Source organism: Paenibacillus cellulositrophicus (assembly GCF_009363095.1).
GTDB classification, from domain to species: domain Bacteria; phylum Bacillota; class Bacilli; order Paenibacillales; family Paenibacillaceae; genus Paenibacillus_AQ; species Paenibacillus_AQ favisporus.
The window spans coordinates 450,516-472,329 of sequence record NZ_CP045296.1; the positions used below are offsets into that span (position 1 = coordinate 450,516).

A 21,814-nucleotide genomic window follows, 5' to 3' on the forward strand; every position below is an offset into this window, starting at 1 on the left:
ATCTTTCTGAAACGATATCAAAGTATACGTATAAATCTCCTGAAGAACCGCATAAGGGTGCGGTTCTTTTTTCGTTAACTGGCAGGACCAACAGCAGCGTGTCAATAGAACGATTTGATGTTTTTTGCAGGGTTGCACACTACAAATTTACGCTCTTGTACGAACATTGTTATCTAGGGACATCGTGTGAGATATAATGGGAGCACCAAGTGTAAAAAAGGAGTTCTCGTTATGCGGAAATGGCTCGGTCACCTCATTCCCCACAAGCTGAAATACCGGTTGTTTGCCCTGTTTGCGCTCGTCATTTTGCTTCCGTTCAGCGTGCTGAATTTGTACAACTACCAGAAAATCGAATCGCTTGTCCAAAATAAAATCAGCGAACAGAGCCACGAGCAGCTGTACAATCTGCACCGGTCACTTGAGGATCAGCTCAGCATCGCGTTCAAGACGCTGATTTTTCTGGAACAGGATTCCGAGGTGAAGCGCATTCTGCAGAAGCCGGAAGAACGGTCGGTCCTGGACAATAAAGAGATCATGGAGGACAAGTTCAAAGGGCTCAACAACAGCTTTTTCCTGTACAATCCATCCGTCTATTTCACGCTTCTCGACAACAGCGGCCATGTGTATACTTCCTATCCGCCAAATACTTCCCTGAATTACAGCCAGATTGCTTCTAACGCATCTTTCAAGGCGCTTAAGGAATCCAAGTCCTCTTATCTCTGGGTGTCCGACGACGCCAATTACGTGTCACGGGACATCAGTAAGAGCCCGAGCCTGCTGTCATTGTACGCCGAACTGCGTGACCGGAGCAACAAGGCCTACGGCTTGGCACGCATCAGCATCGATTTTTCCTTCTGGTTTCAATCTATGCTGCAAAAATCCGAAAGCGATCAAGCCTACTTCATCATGACCCGTACCGGTGAGGTGATCGCAAGGTCGATTCCCGATTCGTCATTGTCTGCCGCAGCCGTCAAAGAAATCGCAGACATGCCGCAGAGCGGTCATTGGACGAATCAGCAGTCCGACACGCTGGTGAATTACAGCTATTTGTCTTCCCTGGATTGGTACCTCGTGGATCGAATACCGCTTCATCTGCTGTTCCGGGAAATCGAAACGCTGAAGAAGCAATACTTTGTAACCTTTTATGCCATTACCGCCGCGTTTATTGCGGTTGCGTTCATGATTGCCCATGCGTTTACAAGGCCGTTGTCGCATATGCAGATCAAGATGAAGGAGGCAGTCCGCAAGGATCTGCGGATCCGGCTGCCTGAGAAGCGGTATAAGGGAGAAATTTTGGAACTGACCCGGACGTTTAACACGATGATGGTCGATATGAACGGTTTGGTCCAGCGGCTGCGGGCCGAAGAACGGCAGAAGGATGCGGTGCATTTTCAAATGCTGCTGGCGCAGATGAACCCCCATTTTCTGCTGAATACGCTGAACACGATCAAGTGGATCGGCCTACGGAGCGGTAGCGAAGATATCGCCGAGATCTGCCTGTCGCTCGGAAAGCTGCTGGAGACGAGCCTCAACTCCGACGTGGACCTGATTCATCTCCGGGATGAAATCGAGCTTACGCGCGCCTTTCTTTATATTCAGCAGGTGAGATATGGGAACCGCTTTCAAGTGGAGTTCAGCTATGATGAGGAGCTGGTGTACGCGCTGGTGCCGAAGCTGAGCCTGCAGCCCTTGGTAGACAATGCGATTAAGCATGGCATCGGCAATATGGCCGAAGGCGGACGCATTTTGATCCGGATGGGGCGCAGCCCGCTGCTGCAGGACCGGCTCACTCTGGAAGTCGAAGACAATGGCGTCGGCATCGAGCAGTCCAGCAAAAATCAGGGCGAAGCCCGCAAGCGTCCGAGTATCGGATTGCAAAATGTGAGGGAGCGGCTGCGCCTTTTGTTCAAGGACAAAGGGGAGCTTGAGGTCATCCCGCTTGAGCAGGGTACGCTGTGCCGGATGCACCTGCCCGTGCTGCTGTCCGAGCCCTACGAGAATACGCGTCAATCGATATCATGAACGATCTAAATGGAACTAGAATGTTGATCCGGCTGATTTCTTGAATTGTGCAATTGTTCTAAGTTTGAGCTGTGACATTCTTTGGTTCCTTCTATCTAGCTGTTAAGGAGTGAACGCTCATGTGGAAAGTGCTGCTGGTTGAAGACGAAACCTTCGTGAGGGAGTCGGTCAAGGAGATCATCCGTTGGGAGGAGATGGGCTTTACGCTTGCGGGCGAGGCGAGCAATGGTTTGGAAGCGTTACCGATGATCAAGAACGACCCGCCGGATCTGGTGCTGTGCGACATCGTCATGCCGCAGATGGACGGCCTTGAACTTCTGCAGGAAACACGGAAAGCCGGCATCGGGTCCAAGTTCGTCATGCTGACCTGCATCGGGGACTTTGAATCCATGCGCAGAGCGATGGAGTACGGGGCCTCCAACTATATTTTGAAACTGTCCATGAGCGTGAAGGATCTTCGGGAGACGCTGTCCAAAGTGAGCAGGGAGCTGTCAGCCCGGCAGCCGCAAGTTGAACGTCCGGTTCGGCAGCCAGCGGCCCGGGAGAAGATTACGCACCCGGAAGTGAACAAAATTATGGAGTATATCGAACAAAACTACGATCAGGACATTACGCTCAAATCGCTCGCCCGTTATGTCATGATGGGGGAAAACTACGTCAGCGCCTTGTTTAAAAAGAAAACAGGGGAGACCTTGATCCACTATCTGCACCGGACGAGAGTCGAGAAGGCCATCGAATACTTGACGACGACGGACCTTCCGGTCAATCGGATCTGCCAGAACGTTGGTTTCATGAACGACAACTATTTTATCAAAATTTTTAAACGGATGACGGGGATGACCCCGAGCCAATACCGGATGAAGCAATAGAACAAAATGCATATTCAGTATCTGTCACGAGCCGCCGAACTGCGTATTTCTGTTCCATGGAAATCATGATTCTGTTACTTACGGCGGGGCCCGCCGCTTTGCTATCCTTGAGCTGCAACAAAACAATTCATTTTGATACGGGGGGCTTCAATTGAGAAAAAAAGGTTGGCTTGCGGGATTCGTATCGCTGGCGCTGATCGCGGGCGTGGTATCGGGCTGCTCCGGCGGCGGCAGTAAGGGGGACGCCGAGGGGGCGGCGGGCAGTGCAAAAGCCGCTTCGTCCGCTTCAGGCGGCGCCGTCAAACTGAAAATGTGGGGCGGGGTTCCGCCGGAGGCCGGGCCGCAGGAGGTGGTGGATGCCTGGAACAAGGATCACCCGGATATTCAAGTGGAGTATGTGCGCTTTGTCAATGACGATGAAGGCAACTTGAAGCTGGATACGGCGATTATGACCGGACAGGATGTCGATCTCTTCGTCAACTATTCCGCTTCCCAGGCGTCAAAACGGGTTGCTTCGGGGGCTGCGGCTGACCTGAGCGCCTTCACGGACTATAATATCGATGAGAAAATGGGGCCCGAAGCGGCCGGTTGGAAGATCGACGGCAAATATTATGGCGTACCGACGACAAAAAGCTCCTTTTTCGTCGCGCTGAACAAGAATGCCCTGGATGCAGCCAACCTCCCGGTTCCGAAGGACTGGACCTGGGACGAGATGAGGGAATACGCCAAGAAGCTGAAGAAAGGGGACGGCTACGGTTTTATTCAGAATACCGAGCCGTTTGTCGATCCGATCGACTCCGTGCTTGCCAAAGAAGGCTATACCAAGGCGGACGGCAGTTCCAATCTGGATCATCCGCTTGTGCGCAAATGGCTGGAAAGCTTGTATGGCATGATGAAGGATGACAAGACGACGCCTCCGCTCGGCGAGCAGCTGACGTCCAAAATGCCGGTCGAGCAAATGTTCCTCAGCGGTGAAGTGCCGATGCTGAACATCGGGGCCTGGCTGCTCCGCAGCTCCAACAACTTTACCGATTATCCGCGCGATTTCAAAATTGCGTTTGCACCGGTACCGCGGCTGGAAGAAGACGCCGCAAACTACGTGACCCGCGGCGGGTTGGGCGATTATATATCGATTAACGCCAAGTCCAAGTATCAGAAGGAAGCGTGGGAGTTTCTGAAATGGTACGCGGACGGCGGCATGGCACCGATGGCAGCGGGCGGGCGTCTGCCTGCATCCAAGGATGCGGATCAGGATACGGCGCTGAAGAGCATGCTGGGAGACAAGGGGGACACCTACGATCAGGAATCCTTGATGTACGTCATGTTTGACAACAAGACGCCGACCTTCGTCCGTACTGTTCCGCAGGAGGTGATGGATCTGCGCTCGCAGGAATACGAGAAGTACTTCCTGGGGTCCCAGGACCTGGACGCGACGGTAGCGGCCATGGTGAAACGCCATGACGAATATTTAAAATCCAATCCGCAGCAGTGACCTATTGGCACGAAGGTGGTACGCTCATTTGAACACAAGGGATGGCCAAGTCTATTGGCTGTCCCTTGCCGCATTCTGGATATTTGGATCTAAGCAAAAAAAGTGCCGAGGCAAGAGAGAACAAAAACGGCGAACAACAGCGATCGGTGGAAACTTTATGCACATGCCCGACAAGGATTCAACTGCCCGATTATAGATAGAACGATTTGATGAACAAGCGCAGCGAGTCGTCCTCGAAGCGCTTTTTTGCATCATTTTGTGATATGAAGACGATGGTTTTGTTCCTTCTGCGAAACGTCTCGGCTTGCTAGACTGAGGACATCAAAAATATGAAAGTAGGCGAAACGCATGAACAACCATTGGATGAGAAGGCAGCGAAGGCTGGGTTACGTCTTCATCGGGCCCAGCATGATCGGCGTGCTGCTGTTCTTTCTCATACCGGCCGCATACTCTCTGGGTTTAGTCTTCACGGATTACAAATTCATGAATCCCAAGGTCGGGTTCGTCGGTCTTGATAATGTGACCCGGATGCTGCACGACAAGCTGTTTTACCTGTCCTTGAAGAACACCGTACTGTTCCTCGTGGCGGTGCCGGTGTCCATCGCGCTCGGCTTTGTCGTCGCGGTCATCCTGAACCAGCGGATCTACTTGAAAAAGCTTCTGCGCGCCCTGTACTTTATGCCGTACATTACGAGCGGGGTGGCCGTCGCGTTTGTGTGGATGCTGCTGTTCCAGCCGAAACAGGGGCCGATCAACGGATTTCTCCGAGGCATCGGCATTGATCATCCTCCCGGATGGCTGTCGACGACCACCTCCTCCATGTTTGCGATCGACATCATCTGGATCTGGTTTCTGATGGGGTATAACATGATCATTTATTTAGCCGCGCTGCAGGAGGTATCGCCGGAGCTGCTGGAAGCCGCGAAGATCGACGGCGCCCGGCCAGGACAGCTGCTCCGCAAAATCATTTGGCCGCTCGTCAGCCCCACCACGTTTTTGCTGCTGGTGACCGGAATGATCATGACGATCAAGACATTCGGCATTATTCAGGCGACAACGCAGGGCGGCCCCGGGAACAGCACGACCATCTTGTCCCTGTACGTCTACCAGAACGCCTTCCGTTACTACGACATGGGCTACGCCGCCACAATATCGTGGGCGCTGTTCATCATCATCCTGATCATTACGGTGATCCAATGGATCGGCCAAAAACGATGGGTTCATTACTAAGAGAAAGAGAGGCCTGAAGCATCATGGAACTCCAAAAACGACTGCTGGCCGGCACGCCGGGCAGGCTGCTGGTGACGCTGATCATGCTGGCGCTGGCCATCGTGATGGTTATGCCTTTTCTATGGATGATCAGCACATCTTTGAAAACACCGACCGAAGTATTCAAATACCCGATCGAGTGGATTCCCGCACATCCGACATGGGAACACCACCTCAAGGTGTGGACCGGACCGAAAAGCTTCGGTACTTACTACCTGAATTCGCTAAAAATTGCCCTGATCGGCATGGCGGGCGCCACGTTCCTGTCTGCGTTTGCAGCTTACGGTTTTGCCCGGATCGAATTCAAGGGAAGGAATGCGCTGTTCATGCTATATTTATCCATGATGATGATTCCCCCGCAGGTACTGTTCGTGCCCAAGTTCATCATGTTTGAATGGGCCGGCATTTATAATACGCATCTCGCCCTGATTCTGCCCGGCTTGTTCACGATTTTCGGTGTATTCATGCTGCGCCAGTTCTTCCTGTCCATTCCCCATGAGATTTCCGAGTCGGCTTTTATCGACGGGGCGGGGCATTTCCGGATCTTCTTCCGGCTCATACTGCCTCTCGCCAAACCGGCGTTGGCCACCTTGGCCATCATCGATTTCTCCTGGCAGTGGAACGATTACGAGAACGCGCTGGTCTTTTTGATCGATGAGCGGCTGTACACCATTCCGCTTGGACTTCAGAACTTTATCCTGGAAAATACGGTGGACTACAACGGCATGATGGCCGCGGCGTCAGCGGGCATTATCCCGATGATCGTCGTGTTTGCGATCGGCCAGCGCTACATTATTCAAGGTTTGACCAACTCTGCGGTGAAAGGGTGAGAGGATGAAAACCGAGACGATACGAAGCGACGTAACCGTCATTGGCGGCGGGCTGGCCGGGGTATGTGCCGCTATTGCGGCGGCAAGGCTCGGCAGCCAGGTCGTGTTTGTGAACAACCGCCCGGTACTCGGCGGCAATTCAAGCAGTGAGGTGCGGGTGTGGGTGTGCGGGGCGACCGCGCACGGCATTAACCGGTACGCTAGGGAGACCGGCATCATGGGCGAACTGTTCGTCGAGAACCAATACCGCAATCCGGAAGGCAATCCGTATCTGTGGGATTTGGTGATCCTGGAAGCGGTGCGGGCGGAGCCGAACATTACGCTGCTGCTGAACACCGATGTGCATGAAGTCGAGGCGGACGGTCCGGAGGAGAACCGGACGATCCGGTCGGTGACCGGCTGGATGATGGGCTCCGAGCGGCGCATCCGCATGGAAAGCCCCGTCTTTCTCGATTGTACCGGCGACGGTCTCGTCGGCTTTATGGCGGGCGCCCGCTGCCGGATCGGCCGGGAAGCCTCCCGTGAATACGGGGAAGCGTGGGCGCCGGAGGAGGCGGACGGTATCACCTTGGGCAGTACGCTGTTGTTTTACACGAAGGACGCGGGTCATCCCGTCCGGTTCGTACCGCCTTCTTTCGCCAAGGACATTACGCAGACGCCGATTCCGATCAAGCGGGTCATCCGCAGCGGCGACTCGGGCTGCCATTACTGGTGGATCGAGTGGGGAGGCGAACTGGACACGGTCCATGACAACGAGGTCATCCGGGATGAACTATGGTCGGTTATCTATGGGATCTGGGATTATATTAAAAATTCAGGGCGGTTTGATGCCGACGCCATGACGCTGGAATGGGTCGGTTCCATTCCGGGAAAAAGGGAATATCGCCGCTTTGTCGGCGACTATGTGCTGAACCAGAATGACATCATCGCGCAGGAGCCGTTCCCTGACCGCATCGCCTTCGGCGGCTGGTCCATCGATCTGCACCCGCCGCAGGGGATGTATGCCGAAGCCAGCGGCTCCAAGCATATGCACGCGGACGGCATCTACCATATTCCGTACCGCAGCCTGTATTCGGCGAACGTCTCCAACCTACTGTTCGCCGGCCGCAACATCAGCGCTTCCCACGTGGCTTTTGGTACAACGCGTGTCATGGCGACATGCGCGGTGATGGGGGAAGCGGCAGGAACCGCCGCTGCGCTCTGCGCGGCGAAGGGCGTGCCGCCGCGGGCCATTTACCGCTCGCATCTGCACGAGCTGCAGCAGACGCTGCTGCGCCTGGATGCGTCCATCATCGGCCTGCGGCATGAAGACGACCGGGACCTCGCCCGCCAGGCAAAGGTATCGGCCTCGTCGGTCCGCGGCAGCATCGGCGTCACCAAACCGGATTCAGCCTACCGGCTGGAGCGGGATGCCGCAATTTTGTTTCCGGTGGAGCCGGGGATGCAGGGACTGGAGCTGCTCCTGAACGCGAGCGGGGATACCCGGCTGATGGTGGAGTTGTGGGATACAGGACGTCCGGAAAATTATGTGCCCTGCACAAAGGTGGCTGAAGCCGAAGCAGCTGTTTCCAAGGGCGAAGCGCAGTGGATATCCCTTCCGCTGGCTTGGGCACCGGACACGCCGCAGAATGCTTTTGTCATCATCCGCAGGAATCCAGACATTAGCCTGTACCGGGCGGCTGAACCCCTTACCGGCGTCCTCGCATTTGAGAAGGGGGCGGTGCCTAACGCTTCAGCTGATTTGGAGGACCATGACGAGAATCAGCCCGTCGTGGCCTGGAGCATGAAGGCGCTGGTCCGGCAGCCGTTCTGCTTCAAGGTTCTGGGTACGACCGCTGCCTATTCGCCGGCGAAGGCGATTGGCGGATACAAGCGGCCGTTCGGCGGACCCAATCTGTGGGCGTCGGATCCGATTGGGCCGGAGGACGAGACATGGCTGCAGTTGACATGGGAGAGTGAAATCACGCTGCAGGAGGTGCGGCTGACATGGAACGACGACGTCAACGAAGACCTGATCAATCTGCATCATCACCGTACACCGTTCGAAATCATTCCTGAACTGGTCAAGTCATACCGGATCGAGGCATGCATCCGTGGGGAATGGGGCACGATCGCCAGTGTTCACGATAATCGGCGAAGAAGCAATCGGATCGCTTTGAATGAGCGTATTTCCGCCGACGCGCTGCGCCTCGTGATCGAAGAAACAAACGGTGCCCCTGCCGCCGAACTCGTAGAGATTCGGGTATATTGATTGGAAGGTCAACGGAACCCATTATCGCAAAAGTACGGCTTGAGGCAGCCATCCACCAAGATGGCTGCCTTTTAGTTAAGGCAAGCTAGATAGTTGGTCCTATGTCGAACCGCAGTATGAGACGATGTTCCCTTTTTGTTGGAAAACTGAACCAAATTCGGGGTGATGAACGTAGTACCGAATAGTCCAACAAAAGGAGGTTCATTCATGAAAAAAAGGATGGCATGGCTTCTGGCCGCCGCACTGACATTGACTCCGCTGGTTCCCACCGCAGCGATGGCGTCCGGCACGGAAGCGACGGTTCCGGCAGCCAAGGGGCTTGAACAAATCGCCGCAGAGAAAGCGGAACTGCTAACGAAGCAGTACGGGACGATCAGCGTGCAGTACGCGCTCATCGACCAAGGGAAGATCCGAGTTTCCAGCCAAACCGGAACGAATGATCAAGGGGGCAAGGTTCCGCTAACGAGCGGCACGATGTACGGCATCGGCTCAACGAGTAAAATGTTTACGACCGCCGCCGTCATGAAACTGGTTGACGAGGGGAAAATCAACCTGGATACCCCGCTTGTACAGTACATACCGGAATTCAAAATGAAGGATGAGCGTTACAAGCAAATTACCCCGCGCATGCTGCTGAACCATTCCTCCGGGATTCAAGGTTCCAGCCTGAATAATGCGTTTTTGTTTGAAGACTCGGACCCTTACGCGCACGACACTCTGCTTGAGCAGCTGTCCAAACAAAGCTTAAAGGCCGATCCGGGCGCTTTCTCGGTGTATTGCAACGACGGCTTTACGCTGGCAGAGATCTTGGTGGAACGCGTAAGCGGTATGAAATTTACTGCCTTCGTTCATCAATATTTCACCGGACCGCTGGACATGAAGAATACCAAAACTTCGCAGGATATGGTGGATCCTTCCCAAACGGCAGGTCTCTATTATCCCGGCATTCAGCAGCAGCTGCCGAACGAAACGGTGAACGTGATCGGAACGGGAGGCATTTATTCCACAGCGGAGGATTTGGCGCGGTTCTCGCAAATTTTTACCGGACAACAGCAGGGCATCCTGTCAGCCAAGTCGGTGGAAGCTATGGGTCAGCCTGAATACAAAAAAGGATTGTGGCCAAAAGATGCGGACAATTCCGTCGATTACGGCCTGGGCTGGGACAGCGTAAGGCTGTATCCGTTTAACGATTACGGCATCAAAGCAGTCGTCAAAGGCGGGGACACGATTCTGTACCACGCTTCGCTGATCGCCCTTCCGGATCAGAATATGGCTGCGGCTGTCGTATCATCAGGCGGAAGCAGCTCGACGAACCAGCTCCTTGCGACTCAGATTCTGTTGGAAGCGCTGAAAGAAAAAGGGACGATCAAAGAGATCAAACCGGACAAATCGTTCGGTAAACCGGTTCCGGCCAGCATGCCGGAAGATCTGAAGAAGGAAGCCGGATATTATGGCTCGACCAATCAACTGGTCAAGGTTGACCTGAAGGATGGAATGATGTCCGTCTCGGTTCCGAATGTGCCTGAGTATCCTGCAGAGAAATATGTGTACACTTCGGACGGAACGTTCGTAAACGAAGCGGGTACCGCGAAAGTCAGCATTGTGAAGGAAAAGAATGGCCTGACTTACCTATGGGTCCAGGAATACAGCAGCGTTCCTGAGCTTGGGCAAATAGCGTTGTCCCATTATCTGGCTCAAAAGCTGGACAGCAACCCGCTTTCAAAGGATACGGCCAAAGCTTGGGATCAGCGTGAAGGTAAAACCTATTATCCGGTGAACGAAAAATACACGTCAGTCATGTATTTGATGAAGCCTACGCTGGAGATCAAGCGGGCCCAAGATTTCCAAGGGTATTTGAACGACAAAAAAATTACCGAACCGAATACGGCAGCCAGCGTTCTTCAGGTTCCGGGCATGGGCGGCCGGGACACGTCGGAATACAGCTTCTATAAAAAAGACGGAGCCGAATACCTGGAAGCTGCGGGCAGCGTATTCGTCAGCGAGGATCTGGTGAAGCCGCTGTACCATGGCAAACAATCGACCGTCAGCATCAAGGCGGATGGTTATGCAAGATGGTTCACGGTTCCGAAGCAAGCCGCCGGAAAAACGATGACAGTGAAGCTTCCGGTTGAAGGAGGATTCGTCGTTTATGACGCCGAAGGCAAGCTCGTAAATATGAGTGAAGTCAGCGGATCTAACCAAGTTGTCCTGCCTAAGGACGGAACCGTTGTTTTCGCAGGAGACGCCGGAGCTTCGTTCGACGTCAAACTCGATAAAAAGTAAGGTATAATACGTAACCTGCTATCATCATTCATCATTTTATAGCGATTGAATGCAGAACCACCGCATCCTTCATTTACTAAAGGGGCGGTGGTTTTATTTTACAGAGGGAGCGAAATTCTGGCTGTAACTAACGAGCTGCCATTCACTTGGATTACCCGGCTCAAATACAGTAGAATAAGTAAAACCTAAGCTCGCAGGGGGCGGTCGAACAATGAACAACAGTAAAGAGTGGAAGCAGGCCGAGCATGCACTATCTCGAATGGAAGTGCTGAAACAAGGCAGCAACGAGCCGGTGGCGATAACCGGTGAATCGGAGGATTTAGTCTGTATCGGCATCGGAACCGACGCAGCTGTGTTTGTATACGAACCGCTTCCAGCGTATGCATATAAGCTATACACGGAAGCTGCGCTTCCAAAGAAGCAGGCGGAAATTCATGTCTACAGCCGGCTGGAAGGCAGTCCGTTTTTTCCTGTGTTTTACGGATCAGGAGAACGCTATGTCGTCATCAGCCGGGAAGAAGGTATGACTCTGTATGATTGCCTCCTGTATGGAATCCCGGTGCCAAGGCAGGTCATCGACGACGTGGATGCCGCCCGTGCATTTGTTAGGAGCAAAGGGCTTAACCCAAGGGACATTCATCTGAAAAACGTGCTGCTTCAGGACGGGCGCGGGAAAGTCATTGACGTGTCTGAATATGTCCAGAGCGGAAACGATAAGCGGTGGGAGCATCTGGAATGGGCGTATGATAACGTATATCCGCTGCTGGAAGGCAAAAGGATTCCCTTATGGCTGATCGAAGCCGTGAAGACGGCTTATAACCATCTCGATCCGTTGAACATTAATTTACAGGAATTTTCCGAACGCATACGAAAGCTTTTTATAAAAAATTAATTGGCCTGCCTCTTGACCCTCACATTAGTGTCAGGGTTTACAATAAAGACCTACCGGGCAGGAAGGAGGAGATGGGGACTTGAACATTGGAGAATTGGCGGAGCGGACCGGTGTTAGCATTCGCTCCCTTCGTTACTATGAACAAAAGGGGCTGCTTACGCCGCTGCGAAAGGAGAACGGGTACAGGGAATATACCCCGTTTGCGGTCGAGCAGGTGCAGGCCATTCAGCTGTATTTGAACCTTGGATTGTCTACTGACGAAATATCCGGAATATTGCAGTGTGTCTTGCAGAATAAAGAAGCCTTTTGTAAAGATGTGCTGCCGATCTACCAGCAAAAGCTTCAGGAGATCGATAAACAGATCCAGGTGCTGACCAGCATCCGGGCCAATTTGACCGAGCGCATCGATTCCATCCTGCTCGAACGATCCCTATCCGGTCAGGAGGAAGGTTAAATGAGTATTCAAGCGGTTAACGATACGACGTTTGCGTCGCAAATAAGAGCCCAGGGAACCACATTGGTGGAATTTGGAGCGGTATGGTGTCCTCCCTGCAAGAAGCTGCTCCCCATGCTGGATGAATTGTCTGAAGAGATGGGGGATCAGGTGCATTTTTTGAAGGTAGACTGCGATGAGTCTCCTGCTACCGCCAGCCAATATCAGGTGATGTCCGTTCCGACGGTCATCGTGTTCCGCGATGGTGAGGCTGTCGAGAAGCTGGTTGGCCTTCGGCCAAAGAGCGTTTACGAACAGGTTGTATCCAAGCATAGCTTATCTAAAGCATGAGTGGTGAGCGAAGATGGGCCATACTTCCCGGCAAGAGGGATGGATCGTGGCCTCTGCAGTGAGAATTGATATTTAGCATGGATGTCACAAATAGGCGGCGGTTACGGAAGCATGGTTCGCATGCTGGCCGGTCGCCGTCTTTGTCTGTTTGGAGGAAGGAATAAGAAAACACAAACCGATCGATAAAAACGACATGTTAAACAGTGGAAAGCCTTGTTAATATGTAAGCGATTTCAAAACAAGAAAGGTGGGATATGATTTGACGGGTTGGAGGAAAAAGGTCAGCGCAAGTTTGATCGTATTGATGATCTGCTCCCAAGCGGCAATGGCCGGAGGGAGGCAGGCAGTTGACGCTGCTGCGGCCGAGGACGTGAACTTGGCGGTTGGCAGTACGGCGACGGTAAGCTCGGGCTCGGGCAGCGCAGCGAACGCGGTGGACGGCAAAGGCGAAACGGTATGGCAGCCATTAGCCGCCGACAGAAAGGATGATATGAACGTGTGGCTTTCCATCGACTTGGGTAAGGAGGAAACCTTCAACAAGATGATGTTCAACCTGAACCGGGCAGACAATCTGAAGGATTACCAGCTGCTCTATTCGAATGACCAGACGAATTGGAATGAAGCATTCAGCAAAAACAAGGATTTAAGCGCATCGGAAACCGCCAGCTTTGAGGCGGTCAGCGCACGGTATTTGAAGCTGAGCCTGAATCTCAGCAAAGACCTGAACGTGCAGCTATCCGAGCTGTCCGTGTATAACAGTACGGAGGCACCTGCACCGGCGGACCTTCAGCGGATCTATTTTACTGATGCGGCCGGAAAGGAATACGCGAACAACAGCGAAATCCGGCTGAACAAAGGAGAAGAAGCAGCGCTGTTTTTGAAAGGTGAACTGAAATCCGGCAGCGTCGTGGACTTAAGCGAAGTGGCGAAAACCTTTAAATCTTCCACCATGGACGTGTCCGTATCCCCATCGGGAACCGTGACGGCGACCCAGGTCGGGGCTTCGCTGATGCAAGCGGTCGTACATACAACAGAAGACTTGAAGACAAGCGACCTCTGGGTGGTCGTTGATGATCCCGCAGCCTTTCAAGGTGAAGCCTATGTCGTGAACTCCATACTGACGCACCCGCGGATGAAGACGGAAATCGGACAGCCGGCCGTCATCGAACCGCAGGACGTTTATCCAACCGTGTCCCTGACGCCTACCGTAAACGGAAATGTCACAGGCGAATTGATTTATAACGGCAACAAGACAGTTGATGCCTTGCCAAAGACAGCGTTGTCTAAAGGAGAAGTGGTGGAATGGACGCCTGTGGGGAAGGCGGACCAGCAAGGTTCCTATCAGCTGCGGTTGACGGTTGAACAGAGCGGCAAGGAACCGGTGTACGAATCATATTATTTTACCGTGCTTGATCCCAAAAGCGTTCCTGCGGGACAGAGCCAAATCGCTTTCCTGGGTAAAGACGGGAAAATGGTATACATCAGCGATTATCGCGGCAACCAAATTCTCGACTTCTCGAATGTCGGCTATATGGGCGGCGGTGTAAAGATACCGAACGTGCCTGTAAAAGCCACCGTATCTCCGGGTGAGGGAGATGATACCGCACGCATCCAGGCGGCGATCGACGAGGTGGCCCGGCTTCCGCTCGGGAAGGACGGGTTCCGTGGCACGGTCCTGCTGAAAAAAGGCAGATATGACGTCGGCGGCACACTGACCGTCAAAGCCAGCGGAATCGTGCTGCGGGGTATGGGGCAGGACGAAAAAGGGACGCTTATTTATGGCACCGGGGCCAATCCGCGCAATTTGATCGAAATCGGGGAGAATGTCGGCCTTACTTTGGACAGTGGCTCTAAGCAGACGATCTCCGATTTGTACGTGCCATCGGGTGCGCGAACCTTTCATGTGGAAGACGCCAGTGCCTATCATGTAGGCGACCAAATCGTCGTCCGCCGGATCGGGGATAAAAACTGGATTCATGCGATCGGCATGGATTACATTTACAACCGTCCGGGCGGCACGGCAACTCAGTGGTCTCCGTTCAACCTGGATTTTGACCGGGTCATCACGGCCGTCGACGGCAATTCGATTACGGTCGATGCGCCGCTGGCAAGCGCGATCGAGCGCCAGTGGGGCGGCGGTGAAATCTACAAATACACGGATGAGGCCCGCATTCAGCAGGTAGGCGTCGAAAATATGCGGGTGGATTCGGACTTCGATCCGAGCGTCATCGATACCGTCATGGATAACGATACGACCGACCCGTATTATGCGGACGAGAAGCATGCCGAGCGCTTTGTCGTGTTTAACAGTGTTAAAAACGGCTGGGTCCGAGATGTGACGGGGTATCATCTGTCGTACTCTCTCGTTCAGATGAGCCGCAACTCCAAATGGATCACCGTGCAGGACAGCAAAATGTACGACATGGTCAGTATCATCACCGGCGGCCGCCGGTACGTGATCCATCAGATGGGCCAGCTGAATTTTGTGCAGCGGATTTACACGGAGACCGCGCGGCATGCGTTTGTCGTTGACAGCAGGGTACAGGGGCCAAACGTGTTTCTGGACGGAGAGGCGGTCAAAAATTATAACACCAGCGAACCGCATCACCGCTGGTCCGTAGGCGGACTGTTCGACAACATCAAGGCTCCGATTTCTATCCGGGACAGAGCCTGGCTCGGTAGCGGCCATGGCTGGGCCGGGGCCAATTATGTGAGCTGGAACACAGAGGGAGAGCTCACCTCCCAGCAGCCGCCAACAGCGCAGAACTATGCGATCGGCCATGTCGGCGAGAAGGTGCCCGGACTGGTTCCGAGCGACTATGATCCCCGTCCGCGCAGCGACGGATACTGGGACAATTACGGCCAGCATGTGACCGTTGAGAGTCTGTATAAGCAGCAGCTGGAGGAGCGGCTGGGCAAAAAAGCGCTGAACAACATACAAAAGTAACCAACAGTTAGTTCCGGCTGAGCAGCATCCACAATTTGTTGAATGAAGCCAGACGATGAAGCCATGATTCCCATCCTATTCTCTTTAGAGTACGGCGGGCGGAATCATGGTTCTTTTTATGTAAGCATAAAAAAACACAACCGCCAGGAATCTATGCCATGGAGAGACGGGCGGATCAGGAGTAGCATGGAGGCTGGAATCACGCAGTGAACGGAATAAATCTGAAAGATGCTGTTCAATAAAAGGAGGCCAAATTATGAAAGCGCTTCTCGTTGGGTTGGGAGGTTTTGGAGGCGGCTGGTACCGGAAGCTCCGGTCCCAGTACGCGGATATAGAACTCGCCGTTGCAGATACAGACTCTGGTAAAAGGACGGCGGTAGAGGCGGATGGAATCCCTTTTTACGAAAATGTACGCGAAGCCATCGAGCGGGAGCGGCCAGATCTGTTGATCAACGTTACCCCAAGGGAGGTTCACAAGCGCATTAACGAGCTGGCGTTCGATCATAAACTGCCGGTATTTTGCGAAAAGCCGATTGCCGATAATTTTGAGGATGCCGCCGCGATGGTGCAGCGTGCTGAACAGAAGCAAATTCCGTTTATGATCGCGGAAAACTACCGTACGTTTCCAGCGGTCCGGAAGCTGAAGCAGCTCCTGAACGAAGGCGCGATCGGTGAGCTGCGGTCCATGGAATGCGATTTTTTCAGGCAGCGCCAAAAAATAACGCTGGAACGGGACGAGGTGCTGGAAGAAGTCATCATTCACCATTTTGACCTGCTGCGGTATTTGTCCGGCCGTGAGGTGAGCAGGCTGTATGCTTCACGCAGGCATGTGTTTCATATTGTTATGGACCTGCAGGCCGGAATCCAGGCCTCGTTCCGCTGCTCCTTGACCAGCCAGGGGCGGGAAACGCAGTGGGCCGGCGATTGGCGGATCGAGGGATCGCTGGGCAGCTTGACCTTTGTGGGCGGCGTGCTCGAGCTCGTGACGGCAGATGGCGTCCGACGGATGGAGGATTTTAGCGATGTGGACGCCCCGGGGCCGTTCACCGAGTTTTTGCGGTCATTGGAGGAACACCGCCCGGGTGAAACGAATGCCAGGGATTATTTAAAAAATCAGGCTCTGGCGGATTATACGAGACGGTCTCTCCGGACAGGCGTCCCTGTGGATCCTTCGGACAGCTGGGGATATGGGCCGGCCGTCATCCGCAATTTTCTTCGGGCCGAACTTACAGGCTCCGTGAGCCATGGGGGGGAAGGCTTGGTTCATGGCTGCAAGCTGTTCGGGAGCGGCGATTTCGATACGCCGCTGAAATTTTTGCATTACACAGTCATCCCGCCGGGGTCATCCATCGGCCTGCATGGTCACCGTGAGGATGAAGAACTGTACGTTCTGCTTGAAGGCAGCGGCTTGATGACAGTGAACGGAAGAACGTACCGGGTGGAAGCCGGGGACATCGTCCTGAACAAGCCTTGGTGGAGGCACGGCCTTCGGAATGACGGGGATGTGCCGATGAAAGCGATCATTTTTGAGGTGGGTATACCCAAACAGATGTGTCTGCAGCAAAGGCTGGAGGAAGAGGAGAGGTGAAGCATGTGGTCAAACAGGATGTCAGCTTGCAAGAGCATACATCTGCAACTACGAGAGACCTTCGATTATGGTACACCCGGCCGGCAGCCGGGTGGAATGAAGCGCTGCCCATAGGGAACGGGCGGCTAGGTGCAATGGTGTTCGGCACGCCGGGGCTGGAAAAAGTCCAGCTCAATGAGGATTCGATTTGGTACGGCGGCCCGGGACGGGCGGCCAATCCCCAGTCCCAGCCTTATTTGGCTGAGATCCGGACGCTGCTTAAGGAAGGAAAGCAGGCAGAATCGGAGCACTTGGCGAGAATGGCAATGACGGCTTCCCCAAAATATGAGCAGCCATACCAGCCTCTAGGGGATCTGATGATCAAATTCCTTGAGCAGGAAGGGCCTGTGGAAAACTACGAGCGGCAGCTGGATTTGGAGCAAGCCGTTGTGGACGTTCGATACAGGCACAATGGCGTCCGGTATCGGCGGAGCTATTTTGCCAGCGAACCGGATGGGGTTCTGGTCATCCGATTGACCGCGGACCAGCCGGGCCAGCTTACGCTGGCCGTCAATCTCATGCGCCGTCCGCTCGATTATGGCTGCCGGACCGACCCTTCGGGAGCCATCGTCATGGACGGGGAATGCGGAGCGGACGGCGTCCGGTTTAGTGCAGCCTTTCGAGCCGTAATTCAGGGAGGACGGCAGCGGGTTATTGGTGATTACCTTTCGATCGAAGGAGCGGATGCTGTGACGTTGCTGCTGGCGGCGCAAAGCACGTTTCGGTTGAAGCAGCCGGCAGAAGTTTGCCTGGAGCAGCTGGAGAGAGCAGCGGCGAAACCGTTTGAAACGCTGCTGAAACGGCATATAGACGAGTACGCGTCCCGGTTCGGCCGCTTTGTGATCAATCTGACGCCGGACGGGGATCCGCTTGCTGCTCTCCCTACAGACCAGCGGCTGCTCCGGTTGCAGAATGCGTTGGGACATGAAAGCGGTGAAGGAAATACAAATGATTTGCTGCCTAATGAAGCGGAGATTGAAGATCCCGGTCTGGCGGCCCTCTACGTTCAATATGGGCGCTATTTGCTGATATCCTGCTCCCGTCCGGGCACCTTAGCGGCCAATCTGCAGGGGATTTGGAACGACAGTTATACCCCACCGTGGGAATCCAAATATACGATCAACATCAACGTCCAGATGAATTACTGGCCGGCTGAAGTGCTCCACTTATCTGACTGTCATGAACCGCTGTTCGATCTGATCGACCGGATGCGGGCTAACGGACGGGCTACCGCTCGTGAGATGTACGGCTGCCGGGGCTTTACTGCCCATCACAACACGAATCTGTGGGCAGAAACCCGGCCGGAAGGGATTTTGATGACGTGCACGGTGTGGCCGATGGGCGCCGCGTGGCTGTGCCTCCATTTATGGGAGCACTACCGTTTCGGGGGTGATCCGGCTTTTCTTGCTGAACGGGCATACCCGGCGATGAAGGAAGCGGCGCTATTTCTTCTCGACTACATGATCGAGGAGGGCGGTTATCGGGTTACGGGACCGTCGGTATCTCCGGAGAACCGGTTCGTTCTCCCGGACGGCGGCAGCGGCAGCCTGTGCATCGGTCCGGCGATGGATTCGCAAATCGCGCTGACGCTGCTGTCCGCCTGCTCGGAAGCGGCGGCGATCATCGGCGAGGAGGATCAGTCGTTTCTCGGCGAGTTGCGGGAGACGATCGGACGCATTCCGCGTCCGGCTGTTGGTAAACACGGGCAAATTATGGAATGGCTGCGCGAGTATGAGGAGGCCGATCCCGGACACCGGCATATTTCGCAGCTGTTCGCCCTGCATCCGGGTGAGCTGATTGATGTTCGGCGCACGCCGGAGCTGGCAGCCGCTGCCGAGCGGACGCTCGCGCGGCGCCTCGCCGCAGGCGGCGGCCATACGGGCTGGAGCCGGGCCTGGATCGTCAATTTCTATGCCCGGCTTGGCATGGGGGAGGAGGCTTACGGGCATCTGATGAAGCTGTTTGCGGTTTCCACGTATCCGAATTTGCTGGACTGCCATCCGCCTTTTCAAATCGACGGCAATTTTGGCGGAGCGGCGGGAGCTGCGGAAATGCTGCTGCAATCCCATGCGGGGGAAATCCGGCTGCTGCCGGCCCTGCCAAGGGCGTGGCGCTCCGGCCGTGTTGAAGGCCTTCGGGCAAGAGGAGGGTATACCGTAGGTCTGTCATGGAGTAAAGGGACGCTTGACGAGTTGACGATCCGCTCCTCCAAGGCGGGCTTGTGCCGCCTGTGGTCGCCCGTCCCCTTGGAACTCGCTGTTTCCGGTCACTTGGAAGCCGGTGCCTCGGGAGATAAGTCCGACGATGACCCTTCCGGTTTTGAATATGTGATCACCTTGGCAGCTGGGGAAAGCTGCGGCATTCGGGCAGGCAAAGGATGAACGCGACCGTAATAAAACACAAGTGAAGCGACAAATCCCCATTCCGAGGGTCCGGACAAAAAGATTAACATTAGCGATGAAGCGATCTATACAAAAAGGAGCGATATTTATGCCAGAACAAGCGCCAGCCGCCATCTCAGCCTCCAGTCCGGCCTTGCCCGCACCAAAAAGGCGGATGAGCAATCTGCGCAAATACAAGGCGCTATACCTGATCTCACTGCCTGGGATCATTTATTTTATCGTGTTTAAATACCTGCCCCTGCTGGGGTCCGTCATGGCGTTTCAAAACTACAACATTTTCAAGGGCTTTACAGGCAGCCCATGGGTCGGACTCGATCAGTTCCGCCGGATGTTCACTTACCCGGAGTTTCTGCGGATTCTTGAAAACACGGTTTTGATCGGATTTTATGACCTGATTTTTGCCTTTCCGGTTCCGATTATCTTTGCGCTGCTCCTGAACGAACTGAGGAAAGTCGTGTACAAACGGATTCTCCAAACGGTCGTCTATCTGCCGCACTTCCTCTCCTGGGTCATTATCGGAGGGATCATGATCGGCATATTATCGCCGACGACTGGAATCGTGAACCAGGTATTGAACGCGTTCGGACTCAAATCGATTTACTTTCTGGGCGAGGATTCGTATATCCGGAGCATCCTGGTCGGAACGGGGATCTGGAAAGACAGCGGCTGGGGCACAATCGTGTATTTGGCCGCACTGGCCAGCGTCAATCCTGAGCTGTATGAAGCCGCCCGCATCGACGGTGCCAGCCGCTGGAGACAAACCCTGTCGATCACGATCCCGGCCATCCTGCCGACCATCACCATCATGTTCCTGCTCCATATCGGCAACTTCCTGGATTTCGGCTTCGAACGCGTTTTTGTCTTCGTCAATTCGCTGAATGAAAGCAAGGGCGACATCCTCGATACCTACATTTACCGGGTCGGTTTAATCGATCAGCAGTACAGCTACACGACGGCGATCGGCCTCTTCAAATCGGTGGTCGGACTGGTGCTCGTCATGATCGGGAATACGCTGAGCAAGCGGGCTTCGGGCGAAGGACTATACTAGAAAGGAGAAGGATGGCACAATGAAAAACAAAGGCAGCTTATTTGACGGATTTAACTATATTTTCTTGACGCTGGTCGGATGCTTGATGGTGTTCCCTCTCCTCCATGTGCTCGCCAAGTCGTTCAGCAGCAGCCAGGCGATCAATGCAGGCAAGGTCAAGCTGATCCCGGTCGATTGGACGCTTACAAACTACCAAGTAATTTTGGGTGACAGCTCCATCTGGCGAGCGTTTATGGTAAGCGTATTCATCACGGTCGTTGGGACGCTGATCAACTTGATCCTGACCGCATCACTGGCGTATCCGTTGTCCAGACCCGAGTATTCGATGCGCAAAGTCGTGCTGATTTTTATACTGATTACGATGATCTTTCAGGCGCCGCTGATCCCTAACTACATGGTGATCAAAAACCTGCATCTGATTGACTCGTTATGGGCCTTGATCATTCCGTCGGTCATCAGCGCGTACAACCTGTTCATCATGCGCTCCTTCTTCGTCGCCCTTCCGTCGGAGCTGATCGACAGCGCCCGGATCGACGGGGCAGGAGAGCTGCGCACGATGTGGAGCGTCATTCTTCCGCTGTCTAAACCGGCCATGGCAACCATGGGGCTGTTCTATGCGGTATCCCACTGGAATTCGTATTCGTCGGCACTGTATTTTATCAACAACCGGGCGCTTTACCCGCTGCAGCTTCGCCTCCGGGAGATCGTTCTGAGCAATGACCTCGGTCAGGCAGGCAACCTGCTTGAAAATGTGAACCAGATCTCTCCGGCTGGCGTGCAAATGGCGGTCATCGTCGTTTCCGTCGTACCGATCATTATCGTGTACCCGTTCCTGCAGAAGTACTTTATCAAAGGGATGCTGATCGGGTCGATCAAGGCCTGATACTATCTTTTTACAGCTAGAAAAGTATACGTTTTCATAGATGTGAAATGTGATAAGATATTAAACATCAGTGTCATGCGATTTGCGCGGCGCTCAAGTATAGGCTGGCAGACAAGGGTTTGGACTGGTGAGTGAATTTGGATTTGCGCGCAGCGCAAAACAAGAGAGCGAAGCCGAGTCAAACAGGAGTCAAATGGATGCAGGGAGGAGAGACG

The 21,814-nt window shown here is 54.1% G+C and carries 15 protein-coding genes; all 15 read left to right on the forward strand.

Annotated features, from left to right (window positions below; genetic code table 11):
- Positions 1 to 231 precede the first annotated feature (231 nt).
- The 15 genes from GCU45_RS31750 (at position 232) to GCU45_RS31820 (ending at position 21,599) form a co-directional block, all read left to right on the forward strand.
- Positions 232 to 2,022: a sensor histidine kinase gene (locus GCU45_RS31750; RefSeq protein ID WP_152403994.1), complete on the forward strand. Its 1,791-nt coding sequence runs from the start codon at positions 232 to 234 to the stop codon at positions 2,020 to 2,022.
- A 119-nt stretch (positions 2,023 to 2,141) separates the two neighbouring features.
- Positions 2,142 to 2,891, forward strand: a complete 750-nt coding sequence (locus tag GCU45_RS31755; protein WP_076166342.1) for a response regulator — start codon at positions 2,142 to 2,144, stop codon at positions 2,889 to 2,891.
- A 151-nt stretch (positions 2,892 to 3,042) separates the two neighbouring features.
- Positions 3,043 to 4,383, forward strand: a complete 1,341-nt coding sequence (locus GCU45_RS31760; protein WP_152403996.1) for an ABC transporter substrate-binding protein — start codon at positions 3,043 to 3,045, stop codon at positions 4,381 to 4,383.
- A 348-nt stretch (positions 4,384 to 4,731) separates the two neighbouring features.
- Complete coding sequence (locus GCU45_RS31765; RefSeq protein ID WP_076166334.1) at positions 4,732 to 5,613, forward strand: carbohydrate ABC transporter permease; 882 nt, start codon at positions 4,732 to 4,734, stop codon at positions 5,611 to 5,613.
- A 23-nt stretch (positions 5,614 to 5,636) separates the two neighbouring features.
- Positions 5,637 to 6,482, forward strand: coding sequence for a carbohydrate ABC transporter permease (locus GCU45_RS31770; protein WP_076166330.1), 846 nt, complete (start codon positions 5,637 to 5,639; stop codon positions 6,480 to 6,482).
- Between the two features lie 4 nt (positions 6,483 to 6,486).
- Positions 6,487 to 8,733, forward strand: coding sequence for an FAD-dependent oxidoreductase (locus tag GCU45_RS31775; RefSeq protein WP_152403998.1), 2,247 nt, complete (start codon positions 6,487 to 6,489; stop codon positions 8,731 to 8,733).
- Positions 8,734 to 8,940: 207 nt separating this feature from the next.
- Positions 8,941 to 11,016, forward strand: coding sequence for a serine hydrolase domain-containing protein (locus GCU45_RS31780; protein ID WP_152404000.1), 2,076 nt, complete (start codon positions 8,941 to 8,943; stop codon positions 11,014 to 11,016).
- Between the two features lie 211 nt (positions 11,017 to 11,227).
- Positions 11,228 to 11,908 carry a serine/threonine protein kinase gene (locus tag GCU45_RS31785; RefSeq protein WP_152404003.1) on the forward strand — a complete coding sequence of 227 codons (681 nt, stop codon included), beginning with the start codon at positions 11,228 to 11,230 and terminating at the stop codon, positions 11,906 to 11,908.
- Between the two features lie 79 nt (positions 11,909 to 11,987).
- Entirely contained in the window at positions 11,988 to 12,362 is a 375-nt protein-coding gene (locus GCU45_RS31790; RefSeq protein WP_076166323.1) for a MerR family transcriptional regulator, read from the forward strand.
- The gene (gene trxA / locus GCU45_RS31795; protein ID WP_152404005.1) at positions 12,363 to 12,692 is read left to right on the forward strand and encodes a thioredoxin; all 330 of its coding nucleotides are present in this window, start codon (positions 12,363 to 12,365) and stop codon (positions 12,690 to 12,692) included.
- Between the two features lie 259 nt (positions 12,693 to 12,951).
- Complete coding sequence (locus tag GCU45_RS31800; RefSeq protein ID WP_152404007.1) at positions 12,952 to 15,639, forward strand: discoidin domain-containing protein; 2,688 nt, start codon at positions 12,952 to 12,954, stop codon at positions 15,637 to 15,639.
- A gap of 256 nt (positions 15,640 to 15,895) precedes the next feature.
- On the forward strand, positions 15,896 to 17,227 hold the full coding sequence (locus GCU45_RS31805) for a cupin domain-containing protein (protein ID WP_152404009.1): 1,332 nt from the start codon (positions 15,896 to 15,898) through the stop codon (positions 17,225 to 17,227).
- 5 nt (positions 17,228 to 17,232) lie between these two features.
- Positions 17,233 to 19,647: a glycoside hydrolase family 95 protein gene (locus tag GCU45_RS31810; protein WP_244364695.1), complete on the forward strand. Its 2,415-nt coding sequence runs from the start codon at positions 17,233 to 17,235 to the stop codon at positions 19,645 to 19,647.
- Positions 19,648 to 19,822: 175 nt separating this feature from the next.
- Complete coding sequence (locus GCU45_RS31815; protein WP_076169344.1) at positions 19,823 to 20,716, forward strand: ABC transporter permease; 894 nt, start codon at positions 19,823 to 19,825, stop codon at positions 20,714 to 20,716.
- A gap of 19 nt (positions 20,717 to 20,735) precedes the next feature.
- A complete protein-coding gene (locus tag GCU45_RS31820; protein ID WP_152404013.1) occupies positions 20,736 to 21,599 on the forward strand; it encodes a carbohydrate ABC transporter permease in 864 nt (287 codons plus the stop codon).
- Positions 21,600 to 21,814: the final 215 nt, after the last annotated feature.